The 23,307-nt window shown below is 41.1% G+C and carries 23 protein-coding genes; 9 read left to right on the top strand and 14 right to left on the bottom strand.

Annotation, left to right across the window (positions count from 1 at the left end; all coding sequences use genetic code 11):
- Position 1 precedes the first annotated feature (1 nt).
- The 3 genes from H6G86_RS26655 (at position 2) to H6G86_RS26645 (ending at position 4,479) form a co-directional block, all read left to right on the top strand.
- Entirely contained in the window at positions 2-1,267 is a 1,266-nt protein-coding gene (locus H6G86_RS26655; RefSeq protein WP_190936840.1) for a glutamate-5-semialdehyde dehydrogenase, read from the top strand.
- A gap of 257 nt (positions 1,268-1,524) precedes the next feature.
- Entirely contained in the window at positions 1,525-3,093 is a 1,569-nt protein-coding gene (locus tag H6G86_RS26650) for an alkaline phosphatase D family protein (RefSeq protein ID WP_190936839.1), read from the top strand.
- Between the two features lie 534 nt (positions 3,094-3,627).
- A complete protein-coding gene (locus tag H6G86_RS26645) occupies positions 3,628-4,479 on the top strand; it encodes a universal stress protein (RefSeq protein ID WP_163928412.1) in 852 nt (283 codons plus the stop codon).
- A gap of 365 nt (positions 4,480-4,844) precedes the next feature.
- Here H6G86_RS26645 and psbM read toward each other — a convergent pair whose 3' ends face one another.
- From psbM to H6G86_RS26620, 5 genes are all read right to left on the bottom strand, one after another.
- Positions 4,845-4,961 carry a photosystem II reaction center protein PsbM gene (psbM, locus tag H6G86_RS26640; protein ID WP_012407089.1) on the bottom strand — a complete coding sequence of 39 codons (117 nt, stop codon included), beginning with the start codon at positions 4,959-4,961 and terminating at the stop codon, positions 4,845-4,847.
- A gap of 117 nt (positions 4,962-5,078) precedes the next feature.
- Positions 5,079-5,375 (bottom strand): 2Fe-2S iron-sulfur cluster-binding protein, encoded by a 297-nt coding sequence (locus H6G86_RS26635; RefSeq protein WP_114083568.1) that lies wholly within the window; start codon positions 5,373-5,375, stop codon positions 5,079-5,081.
- A 185-nt stretch (positions 5,376-5,560) separates the two neighbouring features.
- Positions 5,561-5,698, bottom strand: coding sequence for a photosystem II reaction center protein K (locus tag H6G86_RS26630; protein ID WP_006195022.1), 138 nt, complete (start codon positions 5,696-5,698; stop codon positions 5,561-5,563).
- Between the two features lie 172 nt (positions 5,699-5,870).
- Positions 5,871-7,016 (bottom strand): tRNA guanosine(34) transglycosylase Tgt, encoded by a 1,146-nt coding sequence (tgt, locus tag H6G86_RS26625; protein WP_190936838.1) that lies wholly within the window; start codon positions 7,014-7,016, stop codon positions 5,871-5,873.
- 130 nt (positions 7,017-7,146) lie between these two features.
- Complete coding sequence (locus H6G86_RS26620) at positions 7,147-7,599, bottom strand: hypothetical protein (RefSeq protein ID WP_012407086.1); 453 nt, start codon at positions 7,597-7,599, stop codon at positions 7,147-7,149.
- A 377-nt stretch (positions 7,600-7,976) separates the two neighbouring features.
- Between H6G86_RS26620 and cobS the strand changes: the two genes are divergently transcribed.
- Positions 7,977-8,750, top strand: a complete 774-nt coding sequence (gene cobS / locus H6G86_RS26615; RefSeq protein WP_190936837.1) for an adenosylcobinamide-GDP ribazoletransferase — start codon at positions 7,977-7,979, stop codon at positions 8,748-8,750.
- A gap of 123 nt (positions 8,751-8,873) precedes the next feature.
- Here the strand turns inward: cobS and H6G86_RS26610 are convergent, their stop codons facing one another.
- The 8 genes from H6G86_RS26610 to H6G86_RS26575 form a co-directional block, all read right to left on the bottom strand.
- On the bottom strand, positions 8,874-9,329 hold the full coding sequence (locus H6G86_RS26610) for a PPC domain-containing protein (RefSeq protein WP_190936836.1): 456 nt from the start codon (positions 9,327-9,329) through the stop codon (positions 8,874-8,876).
- Between the two features lie 87 nt (positions 9,330-9,416).
- Complete coding sequence (locus tag H6G86_RS26605) at positions 9,417-10,094, bottom strand: ComF family protein (protein ID WP_190936835.1); 678 nt, start codon at positions 10,092-10,094, stop codon at positions 9,417-9,419.
- 86 nt (positions 10,095-10,180) lie between these two features.
- Positions 10,181-10,672, bottom strand: coding sequence for a GNAT family N-acetyltransferase (locus tag H6G86_RS26600; RefSeq protein WP_190936860.1), 492 nt, complete (start codon positions 10,670-10,672; stop codon positions 10,181-10,183).
- A 708-nt stretch (positions 10,673-11,380) separates the two neighbouring features.
- Positions 11,381-11,785, bottom strand: a complete 405-nt coding sequence (locus tag H6G86_RS26595) for a VOC family protein (RefSeq protein ID WP_114083560.1) — start codon at positions 11,783-11,785, stop codon at positions 11,381-11,383.
- Between the two features lie 18 nt (positions 11,786-11,803).
- Positions 11,804-12,400: a MiaE family protein gene (gene miaE / locus H6G86_RS26590; RefSeq protein ID WP_190936859.1), complete on the bottom strand. Its 597-nt coding sequence runs from the start codon at positions 12,398-12,400 to the stop codon at positions 11,804-11,806.
- Between the two features lie 121 nt (positions 12,401-12,521).
- Positions 12,522-14,420: a CheR family methyltransferase gene (locus H6G86_RS26585; protein WP_190936834.1), complete on the bottom strand. Its 1,899-nt coding sequence runs from the start codon at positions 14,418-14,420 to the stop codon at positions 12,522-12,524.
- A gap of 321 nt (positions 14,421-14,741) precedes the next feature.
- Positions 14,742-15,368 carry a chemotaxis protein CheB gene (locus tag H6G86_RS26580; RefSeq protein WP_190936833.1) on the bottom strand — a complete coding sequence of 209 codons (627 nt, stop codon included), beginning with the start codon at positions 15,366-15,368 and terminating at the stop codon, positions 14,742-14,744.
- Positions 15,369-15,466: 98 nt separating this feature from the next.
- Positions 15,467-16,381, bottom strand: a complete 915-nt coding sequence (locus H6G86_RS26575; protein ID WP_190936832.1) for a polyphosphate kinase 2 family protein — start codon at positions 16,379-16,381, stop codon at positions 15,467-15,469.
- Positions 16,382-16,670: 289 nt separating this feature from the next.
- Between H6G86_RS26575 and H6G86_RS26570 the strand changes: the two genes are divergently transcribed.
- The 3 genes from H6G86_RS26570 to H6G86_RS26560 all read left to right on the top strand — a co-directional run bounded on the left by H6G86_RS26570 (position 16,671) and on the right by H6G86_RS26560 (position 20,681).
- Positions 16,671-16,850, top strand: coding sequence for a hypothetical protein (locus tag H6G86_RS26570; protein ID WP_190936831.1), 180 nt, complete (start codon positions 16,671-16,673; stop codon positions 16,848-16,850).
- A 92-nt stretch (positions 16,851-16,942) separates the two neighbouring features.
- Positions 16,943-18,565 (top strand): tetratricopeptide repeat protein, encoded by a 1,623-nt coding sequence (locus H6G86_RS26565; RefSeq protein WP_190936830.1) that lies wholly within the window; start codon positions 16,943-16,945, stop codon positions 18,563-18,565.
- 607 nt (positions 18,566-19,172) lie between these two features.
- Positions 19,173-20,681: a UbiD family decarboxylase gene (locus tag H6G86_RS26560; RefSeq protein ID WP_190936829.1), complete on the top strand. Its 1,509-nt coding sequence runs from the start codon at positions 19,173-19,175 to the stop codon at positions 20,679-20,681.
- Positions 20,682-20,830: 149 nt separating this feature from the next.
- Here the strand turns inward: H6G86_RS26560 and H6G86_RS26555 are convergent, their stop codons facing one another.
- On the bottom strand, positions 20,831-21,712 hold the full coding sequence (locus H6G86_RS26555; protein ID WP_190936828.1) for a TauD/TfdA family dioxygenase: 882 nt from the start codon (positions 21,710-21,712) through the stop codon (positions 20,831-20,833).
- A gap of 279 nt (positions 21,713-21,991) precedes the next feature.
- Here H6G86_RS26555 and H6G86_RS26550 point away from each other — a divergent pair, with 279 nt between their 5' ends.
- Complete coding sequence (locus tag H6G86_RS26550) at positions 21,992-22,531, top strand: SH3 domain-containing protein (RefSeq protein WP_190936827.1); 540 nt, start codon at positions 21,992-21,994, stop codon at positions 22,529-22,531.
- Between the two features lie 318 nt (positions 22,532-22,849).
- Positions 22,850-23,260 carry a nuclear transport factor 2 family protein gene (locus tag H6G86_RS26545; protein WP_190936826.1) on the top strand — a complete coding sequence of 137 codons (411 nt, stop codon included), beginning with the start codon at positions 22,850-22,852 and terminating at the stop codon, positions 23,258-23,260.
- Positions 23,261-23,307 lie beyond the last annotated feature (47 nt).

Below are 23,307 nucleotides of genomic sequence, written 5' to 3'. Positions count from 1 at the left end.
AATGACTGTTGAAGTTTTAGATGACCACCCCGAACCGATTACCAGTGCCCAACGAGCCTATCAAGCTTCCCTAAAGTTGGGGATCACAAAGGGAGCAGACCGAAGTCGTGCAGTATTGGCGATGGCACAAGCCCTTGAGCGCTCATTTGACGACATTCTAGAAGCCAACACGTTGGATTTAGAAGCCAGTCGAGAAATGGCAGTGCCAGAGTTGATATTGGACTGGCTGAAGCTGACTCCCACAAGGCTAGAGATGACAGTAGACGTTTTACAACGGTTAGGGGAATTATCAGATCCGCTACGGCGCGTCAGAACGGCTGATTATCAACTGGAAGATTCCCAGAGTTACACCCAGTTAATGCCTTTGGGAGTGATTGGATTTATTTATGAAGCCTTTCCCGATTTAGGAGCGATCGCAGCAGGTTTTTGTATTAAAACTGGCAATAGTATAATTCTCAAAGGCAGTACGGAAGCTAGCCATTCCAACGCCGCCATCGCTGAGGCACTGCAAAATGCGATCGCAGAAGTTGGTCTAGCTCCCGGCTGTGTAGAGCTGATTACAACCGAACATGGTGCTTCAATTCGGGATTTAGTCACCCAAGACCAGTACGTGAATCTAGTTATTCCCTACGGACGTTCTAGCTTGGTACAGCAGGTAGTACGACAGTCAACTTGCCCAGTCTTAAAGTCCGCGATGGGTAACTGTTATCTCTACTGGTCGCTAAATTCCAGCTTAGAAATGGTACGGTGGATGATTCTTGATAGCCATCAAAGTGAACCCGATCAAGTTAATGCCATTGAAAAAGTACTTATTCACCGCCAAGCCTTGCCATCATCCTTAGCAGTTCTGTGGAACAGCTTGATGGAAAAAGGCTTTGAAATTAAAGGGGATGCAGAACTAGTAGAAGCCTTTCCTCAGTTGCAGCTAGTGAAGGAGGGCGAATGGGGAAATCCTTATTTAACAAAGACAGTAGCTTTTAAACTTGTAGATAGCTTAGAGGGTGCGATCGCTTGGATTAATGAACACAGCAGTGGTCATGCTGACTCCATCGTGACTGAATCCTACCAAGAAAGTCGGCAGTTTGCTTTGGGAGTTAACAGTGCCTCTACCTACATCAACACTTCCCCGCGTTTTTCCCGCAACCCCTCGCGGGGGGATTCAGTATTTCTCGGTATGTCTAACCAAAAAGGTCATCGCCGAGGATTTATCAGCCTAGAAACTTTGACCACCGTTAAGCACATTGTTCAGGGAAATGGCAGGTTTTAAATAATTCGTAATTCGTAATTTGTAATTCGTAATTCGTAATTTGTAATCTGTTTTAGTTGGGGTCTAAATTCCCAATGTCCCAATCCAATCTTAAACTTAACAAAATCTTAATTTCTGCTTGATCCGAGTTTGCTAGGTTCCTTGTGTTTGGTTGAGCAGCAATTAGGAGACAAGTTGAATCAAGCAATTACCTGTGCTTTTCACAACTAACTCTCCTAAAGTTTGCCAACTGTATTTACATCTGGGTAGAGGTGAATATGGAACTTATGGATGGCGGACTGCTAGCAAATCGGTGCAGACGGCGGAGTTTTTTGTTGGGTGCAGGATTCTTAACTGGGTTAACAATTGCTAGCCAGTGGCATCCGGTATTGGCTAGCTCAAGGTTTTCTGGTTATCCGTTCAGTCTTGGTGTTGCCTCTGGTGATCCTTTGCCGGATGGTGTTGTTATCTGGACACGGCTGGCTCCAAATCCACTTTCTGGAGGTGGAATGCCATTGGTAAATGTGCCAGTGCGGTGGCAAGTTGCCCTTGACGAAAATATGAAACGGGTTGTGCGGCGAGGAACAGTGCTGGCAACACCAGAGTTAGCGCACTCAGTCCACGTTGATGTGCGTGGGCTAGACTCTGACCGTTGGTACTGGTATCAATTTCAAGTGGGTAGGGAAGTGAGCCCCATTGGCCGGACTCGCACAGCACCAGCATCTTATAGCTATACCCAACAACTAAACTTTGCTTTTGTCTCTTGTCAAGACTGGCAAAATGGCTATTACACGGCTTATCGGCATTTGGCTGAGGAAAACCTCGACCTTGTGATTCATCTAGGTGATTACATCTATGAATACGGGCCACAATCTGGTGGCCCACGCCAGCATAACAGTCCAGAAATCATCACTCTTGCAGACTACCGCGATCGCTACGCCCTGTACAGAACAGACCAGAGTCTCCAAGCTGCTCATGCTGCTTTTCCCTGGATTGTCACCTGGGATGATCATGAAGTTGACAATAATTATGCCAACTTAATCCCCGAAGATAACCAAACCGAAGAGGCTTTTAGAAAACGCCGAGCTAATGCTTACCAGGCTTACTACGAACACATGCCTCTACGTCAGTCTTCGCTGCCTAAAGGCCCAGATATGCTGCTTTATCGGCGGTTGACTTTCGGTAATTTAGCTGAGTTCAATGTGTTAGATACCAGACAGTACCGCACTAACCAACCTTGTAATGATGGACTGAAGCCTCGTTGTCCAGAAGCTTTTGATCCAAATGCTACTATGACCGGCTCAGAACAAGAGCAGTGGCTACGAAAAGGATTAGATCAGTCGCGATCGCGCTGGAATGTAATTGCTCAACAGACTATGCTAGCCGAGTACAATTTCAATGGTAATCCAGGCCCCGGTGTCTTCAATGTGGATCAGTGGGACGGCTATGTGGCTGCACGTAATCGGCTCTTGAGTTTTCTAAACCAGCGCCAACCTTCTAATCCAGTGGTGATTACCGGAGATATCCATTCTAGTTGGGTACATGATCTAAAGCTTGATTTTAATAACCCCAATTCAGCCACGGTAGGCACTGAGTTCGTCGGAACCTCAATTACCTCTGACTTTCCCACAGCATTTATTGCTCCAGTTCAAGCTGCTCTACCCAACAATCCCCATACTAAGTTCTTTGATGGTGCTTACCGGGGATACGTCCGTTGCAACCTGACTCCACAACGCTGGCAAACTGACTACCGTGTTGTATCAAGCATCGTTGATTTAAATGCCCCTGTAAAAACCCTAGCTTCGTTTACAGTCCAAAACGGACAACCAGGAGCGCAACTAAGTTAACGTGAGTTCGATCAACCTCTCCTTGACTTTAACTCAAGTTCAAGTCTCTCCCTCTCCGACTCGGAGAGGGAAGATTTTGCATAGTAAAACTAGGGAGAGGTCTTTGTAGTATGAAATATGACTTTAGATTATTCAAGCCAGAAGCGATCACTTATTAAGCGTTACAGCAAATCAGTCTTCTAAAAAGTTATTTGGGAATTTCTTTGCAATACTTAACTAACTTCTAATTAAAAAAAGTGAATATAGATTAACAATGATAACTAACATCATATTTTATTAAGTTCATCAGGCTAAATAGAGAGTATGCTTAACAATTGAAGTCTAGTTGACAATTTAAGTAACTAAGTGCAAACAAACTTAAATATTTGTTGAGTATTTTGTACTTTGCCATTTTTTTAAGTATTAAATACTAAAAAACAAAGTTTATTGTGTCAACTTACTAACTAGGTTATCAAGCGAGGTGGTGAAAATCCGACCTAAGCCAAATACTAACAACAGCGAAAACAAAAGTAAACTTAACAACAACTACGTAAGATGATAAGAAAAATTTTGCTGACTGTATCGGGATTGGGACACGCAGAAGAAATGCTCAAAACCCTGAGAGAAATCCCTTCAATTGAATCTGCGAAAGTTACAATTTTGCATGTTGTTCAGGCACAAAATACTGCTGCTACCATGACAACTAAATGGGAAAATGGTGGTAAAATTCTGGCTAATGCCATTCAAACTTTGAACTTAGATCCTAGCCAGGTTTCTTCAATTTTGCGCGAAGGCGACCCCAAAGATGTAGTTTGCCAAGTAGCTGATGAAATCGACGCTGACTTGATTGTTATGGGTTCACGCGGACTGAAGCGACTACAATCTATTTTATCGAACTCAGTTAGTCAGTATGTTTTCCAGCTATCTTCTCGCCCCATGTTGCTGGTAAAAGATGACATTTATGTGAAAAAAATTAAGCGCATTATGGTGGCAATAGACAACTCTGATTCTGCAAAAAACTGCTTGAAATTGGCACTATTTTTACTGCGAGATATTCAGGGAGGCCAGTTAATTTTGGCAAATATTAGTACAGATTTAGGTGGTAAAAAATCGGAAATAACCGAGGTTAACTCAGATAAAAATCCAGTTTTAGCAGCCGCAGTTGCAGAAGCTCAAAAACAAGGTATCCAATCTCGTGCTTATATTAGCAGTGGGAAACCTGGTGAAGAAATTTGTCGCTTGGCAGAAGAGTTGAATATAGACTTATTATTGCTCGGTTCTCCAGATCGTCGTCCATCCATCGCTAAGAGTTTTGTTGATATAGATCGACTCATCGGATCTTCCTTGTCTGACTATGTTCGAGTCAATGCCACTTGTCCGGTATTATTGGCGCGGACGATCGCTTAAACTAAGCAGTTCTGAGTATTAGATTTGTTGTAATTAAGATACTAGAGAAGCAAGATTTTCTTCCTAATACTCAGCACTCATACTATTTTTGTTTAAAACTGCCATTATTTGACTGTAGGGGCAATTCATGAATTGTTCCTATAAAAATGCTAGCAGTTACGCTGTGTGCAACTTTCTTTCAAAACTAACCCCCAATCCCTTCCCTATTAGCGTTGGGGAGCAAGAATCAAAGCCTCTCCTCCAGAGGGTGAGGAATGGAAGTGGGGTTTGAAAAATGAGTTGCACATCGCGTTACCAGTTAGCCGTTGATAAATAAAAACCCCCACATTACTAGTGCAGGGGTTATTTATTTTATACACAAATTCTTAACTATCTTTTCCACCTTGGCGGCTAGCAGTTTGGATGTACAGAATTAGTAAAAACACAGTGGGAACTAATACGAACAAAATGCTCGCTACGAACCCCAGGTCATTAACTTGCATGGCAAGAAAGCCTCTCTTAGTTTTCCAGTCAACAACATTAGGATACCATTATCAATGACAGAGTTAGCCCAAATTTTTTACTTTCTCAAATGCTAACTACGAATGCTCCCAAAAAATTTAAGGCTTTGTGACTACGCTGACTGAGCCATTCACTAAAGTTTGACACGCAAGGCGGTAATTTTCTGGCTTTTTCTTGAATTTCCGGTTTTCTACTTCTGTGCGGGGGGAAAGATTTTCTAGTCCTTCGACTATTTCAACAATGCAAGTACCACATTGACCATTACCGCCACAATTGGTCATCTTGCCAATGAATGTATATATATCAATGTCATTTTGCATGGCTTTGAGTCGGAGATTGGCACCATCTGCCGCTACTACTTCTTTATTCTCTTTAACGAATTTGATATTACCCATAATTTATTCCTCCTTGACTCTAAGCTTGGCTTTCAAGGCTTCATATTGACATGGCTTGATTCACATCTTGTTTATTATATTAAAACATTACAAAATATTAATAAATGTTAATTTTATAAAACATGTGCCACAAAAAAATAGAACAGGTATATTACCTGTCCTACTCAATTGAAAAATAGATTAACTTACCTAAATCCCACAGCTGCTTGCCAAACGAAAGCAAGCAACAAGAAGAATACAGGGATGACTGGGAGAACGTCTACCAAAGGATCGAAAATTTGGTAAGCTTCAGGCAGTTTTGCTAATAAAAGTGCTGCTTCCATGTTTGTTTAAATCCACCTATCCAACACAGCTTTCATAATTGAGAAGTATCTTAACATGGTTTGGTCATTGGTCATTGGTCATTGGTCATTGGTCATTGGTCATTGGTCATTTGTCATTGGGGATGGGGCATTGCTTATCTCCCTTTTCTCCGCAATCCCTAGTCCCCAATCCCTAGTCCCCAATCCCCACTTCCCACTCTTCATCTCCACTTTCTTCGTTGAGCCAGTGGCCAAATTCTGTGGTGAAGCGATCGCTCAATATTGCTTCTCTAATCTTTTGGGTAAAGCGAATTAGCTCGGTAATGTTGTGAATGCTCAACAACGTATAAGCTAAAATTTCTTGCGATCGCACCAAATGAGATACATAAGCACGGCTAAAATTTTGACAAGTGTAGCAGGGACAAGTTTCATCTAATGGCGTAAAATCTTCACGAAACTTAGCATTTTTTAAATTCCAGCGTCCGCCCTGAACTATTGCCGTTCCATGTCTTGCCCAGCGAGTGGGAATTACGCAATCAAATAAATCGATCCCAGATGCGATCGCGATCGCCATTTCTCGATAAGTACCCACACCCATCAAATAACGCGGCTTTTCGGGCGGTAGAAGCGGTGCTGTCACCTTTACAATCTGAGCCATCAATTCTGGCGGTTCTCCCACACTCACGCCACCAATGGCATATCCAGGCAAATCTAACTTAGCCAAAGCTTCAGCCGCACGGCAACGCAAATCCAAATACACGCCCCCTTGCACAATCCCAAACAAAGCCTGCTCACTACGTTGATGAGCTGTTATGCAGCGTTCTAACCAGCGATAAGTCCGTTCAGTAGCAGTTTCAACCTCTTGGCGAGTCGCTGGGTAAGGCGGACACTCATCAAAGGCCATGATCACATCTGCCCCTAAAGTATTTTGAATCTCAATGGAGCGTTCTGGTGTCAAGTTAATAATTCGTCCATCATGTGGTGAGCGGAAAGTTACACCTTCTTCAGTAATTTTTCGCATCTCGCTTAAACTGAACACCTGAAACCCACCAGAATCTGTGAGCATTGGGCCGTTCCAACCCATAAACTTGTGTAATCCACCACCCCCAGCCACAATCGCTTCGCCTGGTTGTAGGTGAAGATGATAAGTATTGGATAAAATCATTTGCGCCCCAGTATCTCGTAGCTGGGCTGGGGTGATAGTTTTGACATTTGCCAGCGTACCCACTGGCATAAATCTAGGGGTTTCTACAATCCCGTGAGGAGTAAAAAACACTCCGGCTCTAGCTTTTGTCTGACTACAGCAAGCAAGACATTCAAAGGAAAAATTCGCACTCATGCCATTTTAGATTTTTGAAGATGCGCCTATTAAGACTTATGCAAAACTATACGATGTAGGGGCAATTTATGAATTGCCCCTACATCAATAAAGCCCAGCCTTAGATCAAATTGGTATAGTAGTCGCTATTTTAAAAAGAATCAGAACAGTCATCGTCAATTTCTGCATCCCATCTGGCTGAGAGAACTTGCTCCATCATCGCTTCTATGGCACTGACATTGAAGGTTCGCTCTCGTCGCTCTTGTATGGGGGTTGAGCGGGGAATCAACCGCAGACACACTCCTTCTTGCATCAAATCGAAGTAAGTTTCTTGTTGCGATGACTGTTTGAGTTCCAAGTAATCAAAACTACAAACATTTAAATATAGCGCATGGTTAGCCACTAAGGTAGACCTTTGTGGATTAGCAAAAACTTCCATCACATCCCCTTCACCCTCGCTCAGTACCTTATCTTCTTGGGTGTAGATGTAGTGGACTCGACCTAAATCTGCCAGCAATCGCCGGATGTCGAGCTTATTCACAATGATGCCCGTGTTAATAATGCACGGAGCTGGTATCCTGGTGTCGGGTAGATGGTGACTCATAGGAAAATAGCGATTGAGCTAAGGAGAGCAACAACAGAGCTAAACTGTCAGAATTGAATAGCTTGTTTACTCCCTACATTTAAAAAAATATCAATTTTGTGGGGCAATCGTCTAACAATTTGGAGGAAGTTTTTAGTTAACGAATACAAAACACAAATTTTGATTCCTAATGGAATTTTAATTTCCTGAATCATTTGATTTTTGTATAAAAAATTACCCAAAAACTTTATTAACTACTTAGACCAGCATAACAAAATTTTCAGTGATAATCTCTAACAGAAGTAAATCTTATCTAAAGCTTTAAACTGTACTGATGTTCAATTGTAGTCAAATTATGATGATTATCCAGCAATTAGCTAAATATTAATGTAACTACGATGACGAAACAGCAACAGTGGTGGAAGAAGCTGCTGTTAAAGCTGGCAGCTAGTATCATATTTTACACGATTATCCCACTGCCGTATTTGAACGGATTAAATTTTCAGGGAGTGGCACGTCTTGCTTCGCTTGTAGGGTTAATAATTGGGGGAATTTTAGGGTTACTGGATACGGGGATGGATTATTTTGGTATGCCAGTGTTAACTCGTAGTGCTTTGGTAGTAAGTATTTGGATTGCCATAACTGGAGGACTGCACTTAGATGGGGCAATGGATACCGCCGATGGTTTAGCAGTGGGCGACCCAAATCGGCGGCTGGAGGTGATGGCAGATAGTGCCACAGGTGCATTTGGGGCAATGACTGCGATCGCCTTGGTGCTACTCAAAATCACAGCCTTAACAGATATGCCAGAAAACCGTTGTTTGTTACTGATGGCGGCTTGTGGCTGGGGACGTTGGGGACAACAAGTAGCGATCGCACGGTATCCTTATCTAAAACCAACTGGCAAAGGTGCATTTCACAAACAAGCCATTCGTTCTTACAAAGATTTGTTACCAGGATTGTTTTTGCTCTTGGGTTTGAGTGGTTTACTTGTGCTGATAGATAAACAGCAGCTATTTCTGGCACTGGCAATGATAATTGCTGGAAGTGCGATCGCTACTTTAACCGGTGCATGGTTCAACCACAAATTAGGCGGACACACCGGAGACACCTACGGCGCAGTCGTCGAGTGGACTGAAGCCTTATTTCTCTGCGTGTTGACCGTTTTTTAAGATGTGAGAGCAAGGGAGGCAGGGGGGACAAGGGGACAAGGGGACAAGAGGTGATAACTTGAAATAAGTCTTTCCCCTTGTCCCCAATTCTCCTTGTCCCCAAGTCCTCTTCCCAATTCCCAATTATTTAATCGGTTGCAGCTTTGTCACCTTAAGTTTAAAAGCCCCCACCCCAGTTTCCCCAAAAGACCGGACACGAATCACATAATTCCCTGTCTCTACGATCCGGGTAAATAGTAGGGAATTGCTACTACCATCGGGGCCATCATCATTTTCTGCCAGAGTCGATCCATCAGGTGCTAGCAATGTGATGATGCTGTCAAAATTTTCAGATGACAGGTCAACTGCTAAATTATCGCCCTTTTGTAACTTCACAGTGTAATCACGAGCAAACCCACCTTGACCTGTGGGAATGTCTTTATCTGAGAGGCTATCGGAAAGTTCAGTACTATTAGATAAAGGAATTGGACTATACAACTTATTTTGGGCAAAAGCTGCACTTGTACTTACACCTATTGCCAGCAATGTGGCAGGAATAATCATGAGTTGTTTTAAACCCGCCGCAAAAACTTTATTCATACATTTCAAGCAATTTTTTCCACAAAAATAGAGTAATTCGGTCGATTTAGGCGCTTATATGTTCAATTTAGCTCATTAATTCTGGATTTATCCGTCTTTAACGGCAGTGGCTACTGCTACTAATCCTAAGACCACTATTCCATACTGACGAAGTGTTTGCACAGCAGACCTGGCAGTAGCACCAGTAGTATAAATGTCGTCCACTAACAGCACAGGAACATTTGGGGGGCGATCGCAAAATTCTTGTCCGACAGCAAAAGCTTGAGCCAAGTTTTTTTCTCGCTTAGATACCGATAAACCAAATTGCGCTTCAGTTTCTCGGACTCTGGCTAAACCGTTTAGTTTCAATTTTAATCCAGTTATTTCGCAGAAGCTTTGTGCTATTAGTGCAGCTTGGTTGTATTTACGTTGCTTTTGCTTGCTAGGGTGCAGTGGAATGGGAACCACCACAGGCTGGCTATCTCGCTTAGGTGAATTTAACAACCATGCTTCTCCTAACCATTGACCCAAAGGGCGGGCTATTTGGGGTTGATTTTCGTATTTCATCACAGCGATGGCTCGTTTCACTGGGCCACCATACTCCCCCCAGCCAAATACTGGTATCGGCTCTTTCCATAGAGACATTGGGTCTTTACGTTGACATTTTTGCAATTGCCTAGTGCAGTTGTGACAAAATTCTTGGGAAGTTGCGCGTTGACATAGTGGACAATGGGATTGGAGAAAAAGATTAAGTAAGCCTGTGAGATTTTTAATCCAAGTGTGCATTTAGAATTGTCCTTTGGCATTAGTCACTTGTCCTTTGTCACTTGTCCTTTGTTCTTAGCTAATGACCAATGACCAATGACCAATGACTAATAACCAAGGACTAATGACTTAAAATACACGCGATCGCAGCGTGTTGTTTCTACTCCCGTTGATGGAGTGTAGCCGTTGCTTTCATACAGCTTGACTGCTTCCACCAAAACACTGGCGGTTTCAATCCAAATTTGCCCAAAACCACGCTCTGCGATCGCCGCTTCTAGCTGTTGTAACAAATATTTCCCTAATCCCAAACCCCTAATGCTGGGCAAAAGATACATTTTGCGGATTTCTACAGCTTTTTCACCTCGGTGTATGGGGTAGTATGCCCCAGTTCCTACTAACTGGCTTTGGTGTTCAATTACCCAAAACTCCCCCCCAGTAGCTAAATAATATTCTTCTACTCGCAATACATCTCGGTCAGCGCCGTTGGGTTCCCAACCCAGACCGTATTCTGATAATACATAACTAATGACTTCGGCGGCTCTGGTGCGATCGCTTGCGACCCAATCACGAATTATAAAATCTTGATAATAGTTTTTCATTACCATTTGCTGGTCAAGTTTACACAGAAAATTTTCTGGTTCTATATCCCAATTTACCCAGCAAATAGCAATTCTTGCATGGTCATTTTCAGGCGGTACTCTCAAGATGTCAATAAAGAGACAAGGGGAGAGGAATTATCTTCCCTCCCTGTCTCTTTAGCAAGGAGAATCCAGCGCTATAGTAGCAATGCTTGCGGCGGGCTACGCCTACCTGACATTGATCTTAGTCTCTATAACCTCTATAACTTGTCCAAAGGCCCCAGATAGCTAACCTCAAAGTTATAACTATGTGGTTTAGCAGCAAAGCTATTCCTAAAGCTATGGTGCATCAGTCAGCCATAAAAACCTTAACCTGCGTAGGTTAGGTTAAGGAACGAAACCCAACATCAAGCGTTATTTGTAGATTTCACTTCCCTACGGGACGCTACGTGAACGTTCAACCCAACCTAAGAGTATTGGTTTATAAATAGAGTCCTAAAAAAAGCCAGCATCTATATAGACAGTGAACCTGAATAGTCGAAGCTAGCATGATTAGAACTGTAATTAAATATTATTCTAACTTTAACGATCAAGAAATTTGAAAGGTTAGAAATACCTAAAACTTGTAGGGGACGGATTGAGAATATGTCCCCTAGTTACAGTGCAATACGTTTACTGTTAGAACTAAATTTGTAGTTTAGATATGGGATAGTTTTTGACAGCTAATTTTTAACTGACAATTCCTAGATTGCTATAAATTTCGATGAGATTGCCATCAGGATCGCGAAAATGAGCGGTGCGAATTCCCCAGTCTGGGCGATCTTGCGGTTCCGTCACAACGATCGAATTCTGATTTTTTACTTGGTTATAAACCTCATCCACGTTATCGACTGCGAAAACCAAGACTATTTTATCTCGATTGACAATGTATGAAGGCTGTTCAATTCTTGGAACTACTTCAGCCATTAATTCTTTTTTGAACAAACCCAACTTGAGATATCCGGTATTCAACTCAGCATATCCGCTCTCTTCATCGCCCCAATCGACATCAAATTTCAGCAGATCCCGGTAGAACAGAAAAGAATCTTTGTAGTTGGAGACAAGTAGTCTCAGGTGTGTTAGCTGAAGCTTCATATCTGTTGCCTTAGTCTACTAACTGTGAATTCTAGGTTCTGGGTGCAAAGTCGCCAGCAACTCGCTTTCGACAATTGCTAATTCATCAAGCCGTTGCATGACAATTTCTCTGTCGAAATAAGTAGCAGCTAAAACCCAATATATACCGTAGTGACGCGCTTCGGATGCCATTAGACCACGATAAAATTTTGCTAACTCTGGCTCTGGACAGTGAGCAGCTAATAGTCCCAGACGTTCGTGAGAACGAGCTTCAATTAAACCAGTGACTAGTAAGGAATCCAGAAATCGTTCAGGTTCTTTGGGGCGGACTTGAGCCTTTAAACCTACGCCATAGGGAGGCGGTGGTAAGGGAGCTAAGGGAATATTCCGGCGTTCTAACCATTGGTTAACTAGCTCAAAGTGTTCTAGTTCTTCGCGGGCGATCGCAGTTAGTTCCCGCACCATTTTAGTATTGGAAGGGTAACGAAACATCATATTCAAAGCCACACCTGCTGCTTTGCGTTCACAGTGAGAGTGGTCGAGTAAAATTATGTCTAAGTTAGCGATCGCTTGTTCAACCCAAGCAGAGCTAGTGGGCTGTTTTAGGACGTTGATAGTCGGTAACTGAGTAAGCACAGAGTCAATCAATTTTGGATTTTGGATTTTTCCATAGTTTAAACTAGTAGACCACCAAAGAAACTTTGCGGGGTTTATCGTCAGAAAATCAAGTTCTTTTCTCCCCCTGCCCCCTGCTTTTTCATTCCTGTTGCCGCCGTTCCTCCATATCTTGACTAGAAATCATACTATGGACTCTCTCTACATCTGCCATCATTAAAACTGCTCCCTGTATATCCATGCCAAGTAACGGGGTGATTGCCAGGTAACATTTTATTTGCCTACCTCGACGATTGGTAGCCTCAAGGATCATTTCTTGAAATTGTTTTTTACCAGATAGACAATCGCGGAGTGGCGATCGCAACTGCTCGACGGGTAAACCAATATCTAAGCTGAAGATAGACTTTCCTAGAACTTCATCAGTTCGCAGTCCCCATAAATCCTCTACCATGTAATTCCAAATTGAGATGTTAAAGCTGCCGTCAATTACCACTATTCCAGTTTGGAGACTTCTGAGAATAGATATCAAAAAAATATTTGTGTGATTAAGTTCTGTGGTGCGTTCGCTCAGTTCGTTATTAATTGTCTGTAATTCTTCATTAGTAGATTGGAGTTCTTCATTCATTGTCTCCAATTCTTCATTGGTGGATTGGAGTTCTTCGTTGGTAGTTTCTAATTCTTCATTGGTAGATTGGAGTTCTTCGTTAGTAGTTTCTAATTCTTCATTGGTAGATTGGAGTTCTTCGTTAGTAGTTTCTAATTCTTGTTGGGAGCGTTGCAGAGCATCTTGGAGTTTAATATAACGAGTGACATCAAGAAAGGAGATGCTAACACCTAAAAAACTGGTGGTGTCTGTTTCTTGTAAAGGCGTAATTCGCACATCTAGATATTGGGTTTCTTTGTTAGACAAATAGCGCTCTACATTTGTCAGGTTGACAGGGCGGCGTTCAGTATAAGCCCGTTCAATTAGCGATCGCAATTCAATCGGTCGATAGGAAAGTTCTAGATCCTGGAAAGGACGAGCTAAATCTTTGGGGGAAAGGGCAAACAAAGTCCGTGCCTGCTCATTCACCATTACTAGATAGCCATTGATATCAATGACTACTTGCGCGATTGGTGATGTGTCGAAACCCATGTCTCGCAGCCGCAAATGTAGAGACACACGGCTGCTAGATTCGTCATCTACTGAATTTGCCATAACTAGGAGGCGATCGCGTATATTAACCGACGATACCTTACTAAATATCCGGTTTTTTAAGTCTATTGGGGTAAAGAGACTAGAATGCATCAATAGCATCTCTGCTTTCCCCAAAAATAGATAACCAGTATCATTAAGTGCAAAATGAAACCGCGCCAGAATTCGCCCTTGAGTCTCAGAATTAAAGTACATTAATGTATTGCGACTAACCAGCAAATCTAAGCGCGAAATGGGCGCATCTTGAAGCAGATCGTGACGGCCAAAAATCACTGAGCGTCGCAAGTCTTGACGGAAGACATAGCGATTACCGACAATCTCAAAGTATTTCTGCCGCAGTTTATCTGGTACCGCCTGGACATCTTTTGCTGAATACGTAGCTTGACGAGCTTGGTTGAGAGCCTCTTCATCTACATCTGTGGCATAGATTTTCACCCGTTGGCGAAATTCCTCTGCTCCCAATATTTCAGCCATCAACATTGCTAAGGTGTAAGCTTCTTCCCCAGAAGCACAGCCAGCACTCCAGATGCGGATTTGGTCAGAAGTATTTTTATTCCTAATCAGATTAGGCAGTATTTCTTCTGCTAGGTATTCCCAAGCTGATGAATCTCGAAAAAAAGCGGTGACGTTAATTAAGATAGTGTTAAAAAGATAATTGAATTCTTCTGGATAAACTTCTAGGTAGTCTAAATACTCTTCAAAGTTTTCTATGTTCAATGACTGCATCCGCTTGCGGACTCGGCGCATCAAAGTCGAGCGTTTATAGCCTGTAAAATCAAATCCCCGGCTTTGTCTGAGATAAATCAGTAGATTTTCAAATTTGGGATCTCTGTCTGCGGAAGTCATAAGGTATGGCGTAGGGGATAGGGGGCATAAGAGTAAAGTTTTTATACTTGTCTACGAGTATCAAAGGCTCATTAAAGGAGTTCTAAGCTTTATTAATGAGTATGAAAGGCTTAAGTAAGTTGGAACAATAAAATCAAACTATGTAAAGAAAAATCAACTAGGCTAAAACCCTTATACTTGTAGTAAGATTGCCTATTGCCTTATCCTAACGACAATTATTTACGCGAACTTACTTATTAAAGGAGTTCTAAGCTTCATTAATGAGTATCAAAGACTCATTTTTATTCCAAAATATATTTCCTCTGCCCCCTAATTCTTAGCTTAGTTACATTCTCCCATGACTAAAGTCACCAGAGCCTTGGAGATTTCATCTAGGGGGAGAATAAAATCTACGTTGCCAGTTTGAATCGCAGCTGAGGGCATCCCTGAAAATTCGGCGGTTTTCACATCTTGGACAATGACAGTACCACCCATTTTTTTGATTGCTTCTACTCCCATCGCGCCGTCGCTACCTGTTCCAGTTAACACGATGGCGATCGCTCTTTCTTTGTAAGTGGCTGCAACCGATTCAAATAATAAGTCAGCCGAAGGACGTAAAAAATGTACTAATTTGGACTGTGATAAGGAAAGTGTGCCGTCATCGTTAACCAACAAGTGACGATTAGGTGGAGCAATGTAAGCCGTTCCTGGGGTGAGGTGATCTCCTTCCTTTGCTTGCTTGACGGTAATATCCGTGCGCCGACTGAGAATTTCTGCCATGAATGACGGATGTTCAGGAGAAATATGTTGCACAATAACGATCGCGGCTGGGAATTGTGCGGGTAGAGTTGATAGCACTTTAATTTGAGCAGTCAGACCACCGGCTGAGGCTGCGATCGCCACAATATCAAAGGCAGCATTAGTAAAGTGGGGTGGATTATTCTTGGCATCTTCTGCCATCTGAATCATGATTTTTCGGCTGTAAGTACCAACCAAACTTATTATTTACAGGGAGCATTAATAAATTTACGACTGCTCATCTTTTTTATATAAATTGTACAGTATATTTAAACTAATTTATTTTTTTTGCCTTTGTCTGTTAAGCTTGTTTGTTCATCTTCTTGCTCTAAAATGCGTTTTGCCTCCAAAAGTTGCTGCCTATGTTCGTCACTAACTATGGGGTATTGCAGATTGAGTTCTTCTAGTTTTGTGCAGATAATATTGGCGACTACCAGACGTGTAAACCATTTGCGATCGGCAGGAATAATATACCAAGGGGCCGATTTTGTACTAGTGTTATTAAAAACCTCTTCATAAGCATTCATATAATCATCCCAAAAAGCTCTTTCTTTGACATCGGTATCTGAAAACTTCCAATTTTTTTCAGGATTTTCAATCCGTTCTAAAAAACGTTTTTTCTGCTCTGATTTAGAAACATTAAGAAAGAACTTTAGAACGATCACACCATTGTCTACTAAATATTTTTCAAAATTATTAATTTCTTCAAAGCGTTGCTTCCATATCTTATTTCCATTAGGAAAATGAGGAAGTTGTTGCTTTCTTAACATTTCTGGATGGACACGAACTACTAGCGCTTCTTCATAATATGAGCGGTTGAATATGCCAATTCGACCCCTTTCTGGCAAAGCCTTCATTGTTCGCCACAGGTAGTCATGGTCTAATTCTTCTGCACTGGGGCCTTTAAAACTAAACACCTGAAATCCTTGCGGATTCACACCAGAGGTCACGTGTTTAATTGTGCTATCTTTACCAGCAGCATCCATTGCCTGAAAAATAATCAGCAAGGCGTAGGTGTTCTGAGCATAGAGAATATTTTGGTAATTTGCTAATCGCTCAATATCTGCCTGTAATTTAATTGCAGCATCAGCTTTTTCATTAAAATCAGTTTTATAACCTGGGTCATAGTTTTTTTTCAGAGAAATCTTTGAACCTGGTGGAACAATGAAAGCATCGTAATTCATAATATAAAAGTTCCTAGCTGCTTATATCCAAGCACATTCTTAATTAGAAATTACTGAACATTATGATTTATTTATTAAAAAGTTTTGAATCAAAATTCATAACTTTTAACAAATTTTAATAGCTTAACTTTCCCTCTTTGTCATTAGCAAGTTTTGTGATTTTTTTTAATCCCTTGTATAAAACTTAATATCGATTGTTAGGACAGTCCCAATCGCTGTTCAAGGGCTTGAGTCAACAGCGATGTGAAGGTACTTATATAATTGACGTACCCGTAGACCCACGTCAAAAGTGGTTAGCGAGAGTTGCAATGCTTGTGTTCGTTGTGGACGAGTTGAGATTCAACGCCCCGATAAATTAAGCATTTTTGGCTATCCTCCCAGCGATGTCTACGACGGGCTACGCCTACGCACTCTTACACTCTTCCCTAGCAGTCAAAACTTTGGCATAATCAGACATGGCCGTACCTAAACTGATATAAATTTTGCAAAGCTAATTAAAAGGTTTACGGCAACTGGATATTTTAATAGAATAATCTCATCAAAAGATTCGCAGAAATATAAATGGACTGGATTACACTACTGCGATCGCTACAGTTTGATTTTATTAAAAGGTTAACATCTGGTTGTCTGCTTCATTGTGAAACCGAAGGTCAATATAGTGAATTAACTATAATCTCTGGAGACAGATTAAAGGCACTACGGGAATTTTGCTGGTTGATGGCTGAGAAATATAAGCGTGTTTCGCCAGTCCGTGACGTGTTTATTAGCTATCTTAAAGGGAAGTTGGGTGAAGAAGTTGTCAAGGAACGTTTAGCAGATTTTATTACCGAAGTCGATTATGAAAAGCGATTCGGCGGCGATGGCAATATAGATTTTACCTTGACTTCTGACCCCTCTATTGGTATTAAGGTTAAATCTCGTCACGGTAGTATTGATAGAGTTAGATGGTCAATCAGTTCTGAAGAAGTTGAAAAAAATGCAGTTGTAGTTTGCATTTTGATTCAAGAAGATGTAAGTGAAGCACAATCTCAGTATCATCTTTTTTTGGCTGGTTTTCTCCCAACCCGGATGATTAAGTTAAAGACTGGTAAAATTTCTTTTGGGATAGACCAGTTGTTGTATGGCGGAGGTTTATGGTGCTATCTAGAACAGTTACAATCTTCTCTAAATAATTCTTCTAGACAACAACCATCAATTTACAAATATCTTCCGAAGCAAGAAATTTTATCTCAGCCAACCAATAATCAGTTACTCAAATCTTTTTTTCAACCTGAATATAATAATAATGAAGATTTAAATACACTTTATGCAAAATTGGGAGATGAATATTTTGAAAAAGGAGAATATACAAATGCGATCGTTAACTATAGTAAGGCGTTAAAAGTTACATCTAGCGATATTGATTTATATTATAAACGAGGTTTGACTCACTATCAAATAGGTGATTATGAAGCTGCGATCGCAGATTATTCTCAGGCAATCCAGATGAATATTCAGGATGCTAAATCTTACAACAAACGAGGTTTAGCTCTGTCTCAACTCGGCCGATTAGAAGAAGCAATCAATGATTACACTCAGGCTATTAGAATTAATCCTAATGTTGCCGTAGCTTATAAAAACCGGGCTGAAGCTCGTTCTCATATAGGAGATAATCAAGGAGCAATTGAGGATTATACCCAGGCAATTAAAATTAATCCCCATTATGCTGATGCTTATAAAAACCGTGGTATTGCTCGTTATTTATTAGGTTTTCAGCCGGGATTTCCTCAAGCAATCAAGATTAATCCAAAAGATGCCATAGCTTATAAAAAGCGTGGTAATGCTCGTTCTGATTTAGGAGATTTTGAAGGAGCAATTGAAGATTATACTCAGGCAATACAGATTAATCCTAATTATGCCGATGCCTATTATAACCGTGGTAATGCTCATTCTGACTTAGGAGATTTTGAGAGAGCGATTGAAGATTATACTCAAGCAATACAAATTAATTATAATTATGCCGATGCTTATTACAATCGTGGCAATATTCGTTTAGAAATAGCAGATAAACAGGGAGCAATTGAAGATTTTCAGAAAGCAGCAGACATCTATCGTAAAGAAGGTAAGTTAGAAGCACTCAAAGATACACGAGAAAGAATATTAGATTTAGAAATAGAAGAATCATTAGATATTTTAAAATTCTAGCAAGTTTCTGAATTCGGATAAATAGCAATTTTCAGCTATGTTTCAGATACCCATACTTTCAGAGGATGTTTTAAAAGTCCCCTCGTCAGTAGATAATCTGGCACAATAAAATCAAACTATGTAAAGAAAAATCAACTAGTACAAGCTTGTAATAAATAAACCTAGCAGGGGTTATATAACAAAACCGCCTGCCAGGAAGGTATAGTATATTCTGGCCATGTTTGATTAGGTTAGCGCTTATTTATAAAAAATAAATGCGTATCCCTAGATACAATAACTAAATACTTTGGAAAAGACAGTTAAGAAAAGTGACTAAATAGGTTAATTTCCAATTAAAACCAACAATTTTTCAAATGGGTAGATGACGGAGTGAAGGACAAGGAGACAAGGGAAAATTATTGAATGTATTCTTCCTTATCTTTTCCTAATGCCAATACAACTCTTGGAGAGGCTGCGCCCTAAGCGTAGCTATGCCGCAGGCTTTACGGCTTCGCCCTTCGGCTACGCTCAGGACAGGCTCAGTAGAAGTGCTTCGTGCCCAATCCCCAATACCCCATAATATAAGAAAGCGCTTCACACTTCTTAAATAATCAGCTTTATTAGAACAATGGCGAGAGACTTGCGGGGATTCATTAAAATTCTGGAAGAAAAGGGACAATTACGGCGTATTTCAGCTTTAGTTGACCCAGAATTGGAAATTGCTGAGATTTCCAACCGAATGCTGCAAAAAGGTGGCCCAGGGTTGTTGTTTGAAAACGTCAAAGGCGCTTCCTTTCCGGTGGCGGTGAATTTGATGGGAACTGTGGAAAGGATTTGCTGGGCGATGAATATGCAGCATCCAGAGGAGTTGGAAACCCTGGGGAAAAAATTAAGTATGTTGCAACAGCCAAAACCACCGAAGAAGATTTCCCAGGCGATAGATTTTGGGAAAGTATTGTTTGATGTGGTGAAGGCGAAACCAGGACGAGACTTCTTTCCCGCTTGTCAGCAAGTTGTGCTTCAAGGTAATGATTTAGATTTAAATAAGTTGCCTTTGATACGTCCTTATGTTGGTGATGCTGGCAAGATTATCACGCTGGGACTAGTAATTACCAAAGATTGTGAGACGGGTACACCAAACGTAGGTGTGTATCGCTTGCAACTACAATCTAAAAATACGATGACGGTTCACTGGTTATCGGTGCGGGGTGGGGCGAGGCATTTGCGAAAAGCAGCCGAACGTGGGAAGAAATTAGAAGTAGCGATCGCACTTGGTGTAGATCCTCTAATTATTATGGCAGCTGCCACACCCATCCCTGTGGATTTATCAGAATGGCTGTTTGCTGGACTATATGGCGGTTCTGGTGTGCAGTTGGCAAAGTGTAAAACTGTAGATTTGGAAGTTCCCGCCGATTCAGAATTTGTCTTGGAAGGAACGATTACACCAGGAGAAGTGTTACCAGATGGGCCTTTTGGCGACCACATGGGTTATTACGGCGGCGTTGAGGATTCGCCATTGATTCGCTTTGAGTGTATGACGCACCGGAAAAATCCGATTTACTTAACAACATTTAGCGGTCGTCCACCTAAAGAAGAAGCGATGATGGCGATCGCACTAAATCGCATTTATACGCCCATACTGCGCCAACAAGTATCTGAAATTGTCGATTTCTTCCTCCCAATGGAAGCTTTGAGTTACAAAGCAGCGATTATTTCCATTGATAAAGCATATCCCGGACAAGCACGACGGGCGGCTTTAGCGTTTTGGAGTGCTTTACCACAATTTACTTACACCAAATTTGTAATTGTTGTGGATAAAGACATAAATATTCGCGACCCGCGTCAAGTGGTGTGGGCGATTAGTTCCAAAGTTGACCCAGTGCGAGATGTGTTTATTTTGCCAAATACACCTTTTGATACCTTAGATTTTGCCAGTGAAAAAATTGGCTTAGGTGGACGGATGGGAATTGATGCAACTACAAAGATTCCGCCGGAAACAGACCATGAATGGGGTTCGCCTTTGGAATCTGACCCAAATGTGGCGGCGATGGTTGAGAGACGATGGGCGGAATATGGTTTAGCAGAGTTGCAGTTAGGAGAAGTAGACCCAAATTTATTTGGTTACGATATGAAGTAACCCAATACAGTTTAGATAGAGGAACAAAACCCTAATGTAGAGACGCGATTTATCGCGTCTTGAAAGACCCATTATCTACACCAATAACCTATAAATCATGCAGTAAGAGGAGAAAAATGCTGTACTTTGATATCTGCTGTAATCAAATATCAAAATGAAAAAGCTGGAGAACATAGCCTGATATAAATATCTCTTTGATCGTCAGCAAAAGACCTTCTCCCATGAAGTATTCTTGTATTATCAATCATTAAAATATCGCCTTTTTGCCACGAAATTTCCGTGGTTATTTTTTCAGCAATTTCATTAAGTTCAGAGACAACCTCTTCAGGAATTTCTGAATCATCCTCAAAATTAAGAATCTTTGGGTTTAACTGCTTTGTAGGCAATAGACTATTAATAAATACCTGATATTTTCCACATCTGCTAGGGATAATAGCTGGAGAAATGTATTCAAGCAGAATCGATTGATCCTCATTGACTGTCAAATGCGTATTATTTTTACGACACATTTCTTCTAGCTGGTTCAAATCATCTGTTTGGTATTTTTTCTGCCAGTCCTCTTGAGATATCCGAACATTAAATTTTAACTTCTTTTTGCTGAATAACTCTTTGGTTGAACTACTAATTTCATTAAAAAACTGTCTACCATCACATACCGTAGTTTCACCATCTTCTAATGGTGGATTAGCGCAGAAAAACCACAGCATAAGTGGGATATTCTGCTGATAATACATTTCTCCGTGTAACTTAATCTCAGATTTAAAATCATTGACACTTAAAAGAGTCTCATCTCCATTAATTACCCTTCTACTGAATGCACCACCAGCGTAATTTATAAAATCGATACTCAATATACTGGTAAATTCTTTAAAAATATCAACATCAACATCAAATCCTCTAAAAAGTAAGATTCCATTAGCCTTAAATAAGCTAATAATTTCTTCTTTGTCTAATTCTAAAATACTCACATTATCGGGATTATTAATTTCTTGGACTATGCTATTTGATATGAAATGTATCTTTTTAGCCATATTACTTAATGAATCTTTGCCGAAATTTGAACTTACTGTAGGCGTTAACTACACCATTGACATCACTCAATGATGTCGTTGTGTTGCATTTGTCAGCGTAGGCGTAGCCCGTCATAGACATCGCAGGACTAAATTTTGTAAAATTAAAAGTGTTATTACAGTACTAAAATCATTTTTAGATAAGTATTTTATAAACTTATCTTTAATTTGCTTGGGCAGATTATGAGATAGAAATCAAACTCAAATATTAGGTAATGAAGCAAATAAATTGAGCAAATTATGACAAAAAAACTGAAAAAGGCACCATCAAAGTTAGTAACAGGATTCGTATTTAGTTGTATTAGTGTAATGCTAAATACAGGTATAGCTCATCAAATAGCTTTAGCGAAATCGACTAATCCCCAAAAGTGCGATATTCTTGCCTACGTGACCGATACAGATCCACAAGGTTTAAATGTGCGGAGTGGTGCAAGCACAAATAACACAATTTTAGGACAAATACCTATCAACGAAACAGTTCAAGTTATTGGTGCTACTGGAGATTGGGTACAGATTACTAATGCTAGTAATGGTTTTCAAGGAACTGGATGGGTATTTGTGCCAAAGTTAGGTTTAACAACGCAGGGCTACGGTACTAATGGCGTAGATTTATATGCTAGTGATAGTCAAGAAAGCCAAAAAGTGAGAACAATTCCTGCAAATACGGCTGTCAAATTGTTAGGCTGTCAAGGAGATTGGGCGCAGGTTGAATATCAAGGTGTTAAAGGTTGGTTGACAAAGGAAGATCAATGTGGTGCTGCGCTTACGAGTTGTTCTTAGAACCTCACCTCTACTTTTCTTGCTGTCAGCAAGCTATCGATTACCGGAATATTTGTTAATCAAAATATAACTTAATTGAAAGAAGGGCTAATTTCCCTGACTGACTTGATGTAATACTAACTTAACTCAGATGCGATCGCTTCCACCTCAATTAAAACAGGCGATCGCAATTAGGTATTGTTATACCTGGTGGACAGTACTAACTCGCCACAGTGAGCGCAATTAGCGCGTAGTTGTGTCCCGCAAAGATAACACTACTTAGCTTTAACGGTATAATAAATTGTTATGCTCTGCGGCATCTCCTTCACCATACCTCTTATGCCAGATCAACCTGCACCAGAAATCGAACTGCTCCGTGCGGCTTACGCGGCCTTCAACGCACGAGACATTGACGCTGCCCTTGCCCTCATGACTCCTGACGTGGCTTGGCCGAAAGCGTTCAAAGGCGGTTTTATGCGTGGGACTGAAGAAGTTCGCGCTTACTGGACGGAGCAATGGAGCGAGATCAATCCGCACGTCGAGCCGGTTTCTTTTTACTCGGAGGAGGGCGGGCGCATTTTGGTCGATGTGCATCAGGTCGTGCGTGACTTGGCTGGAGCGGTTCTTGCCGATGAGCGCGTGGGCCATCGATTCACCCTTGAGCATGGCTTGATTCAAGTCATGGAAGTCACGCTAGGGAGCAATGCGGTTTTGTCAGATCCAGTAAAAAACAAGCGATCGCAAAAATAAAATCTAAGTAAGAAGTAACTTTATTTACTAAATATGTGCTGGTAGCC

The sequence above is a fragment of the Nostoc sp. FACHB-133 genome (genome assembly GCF_014698055.1).
Lineage (GTDB): Bacteria > Cyanobacteriota > Cyanobacteriia > Cyanobacteriales > Nostocaceae > Nostoc.
The sequence above is the reverse complement of the archived record's forward strand: the minus strand, read 5'-3'. Positions and strand labels throughout refer to the sequence as shown.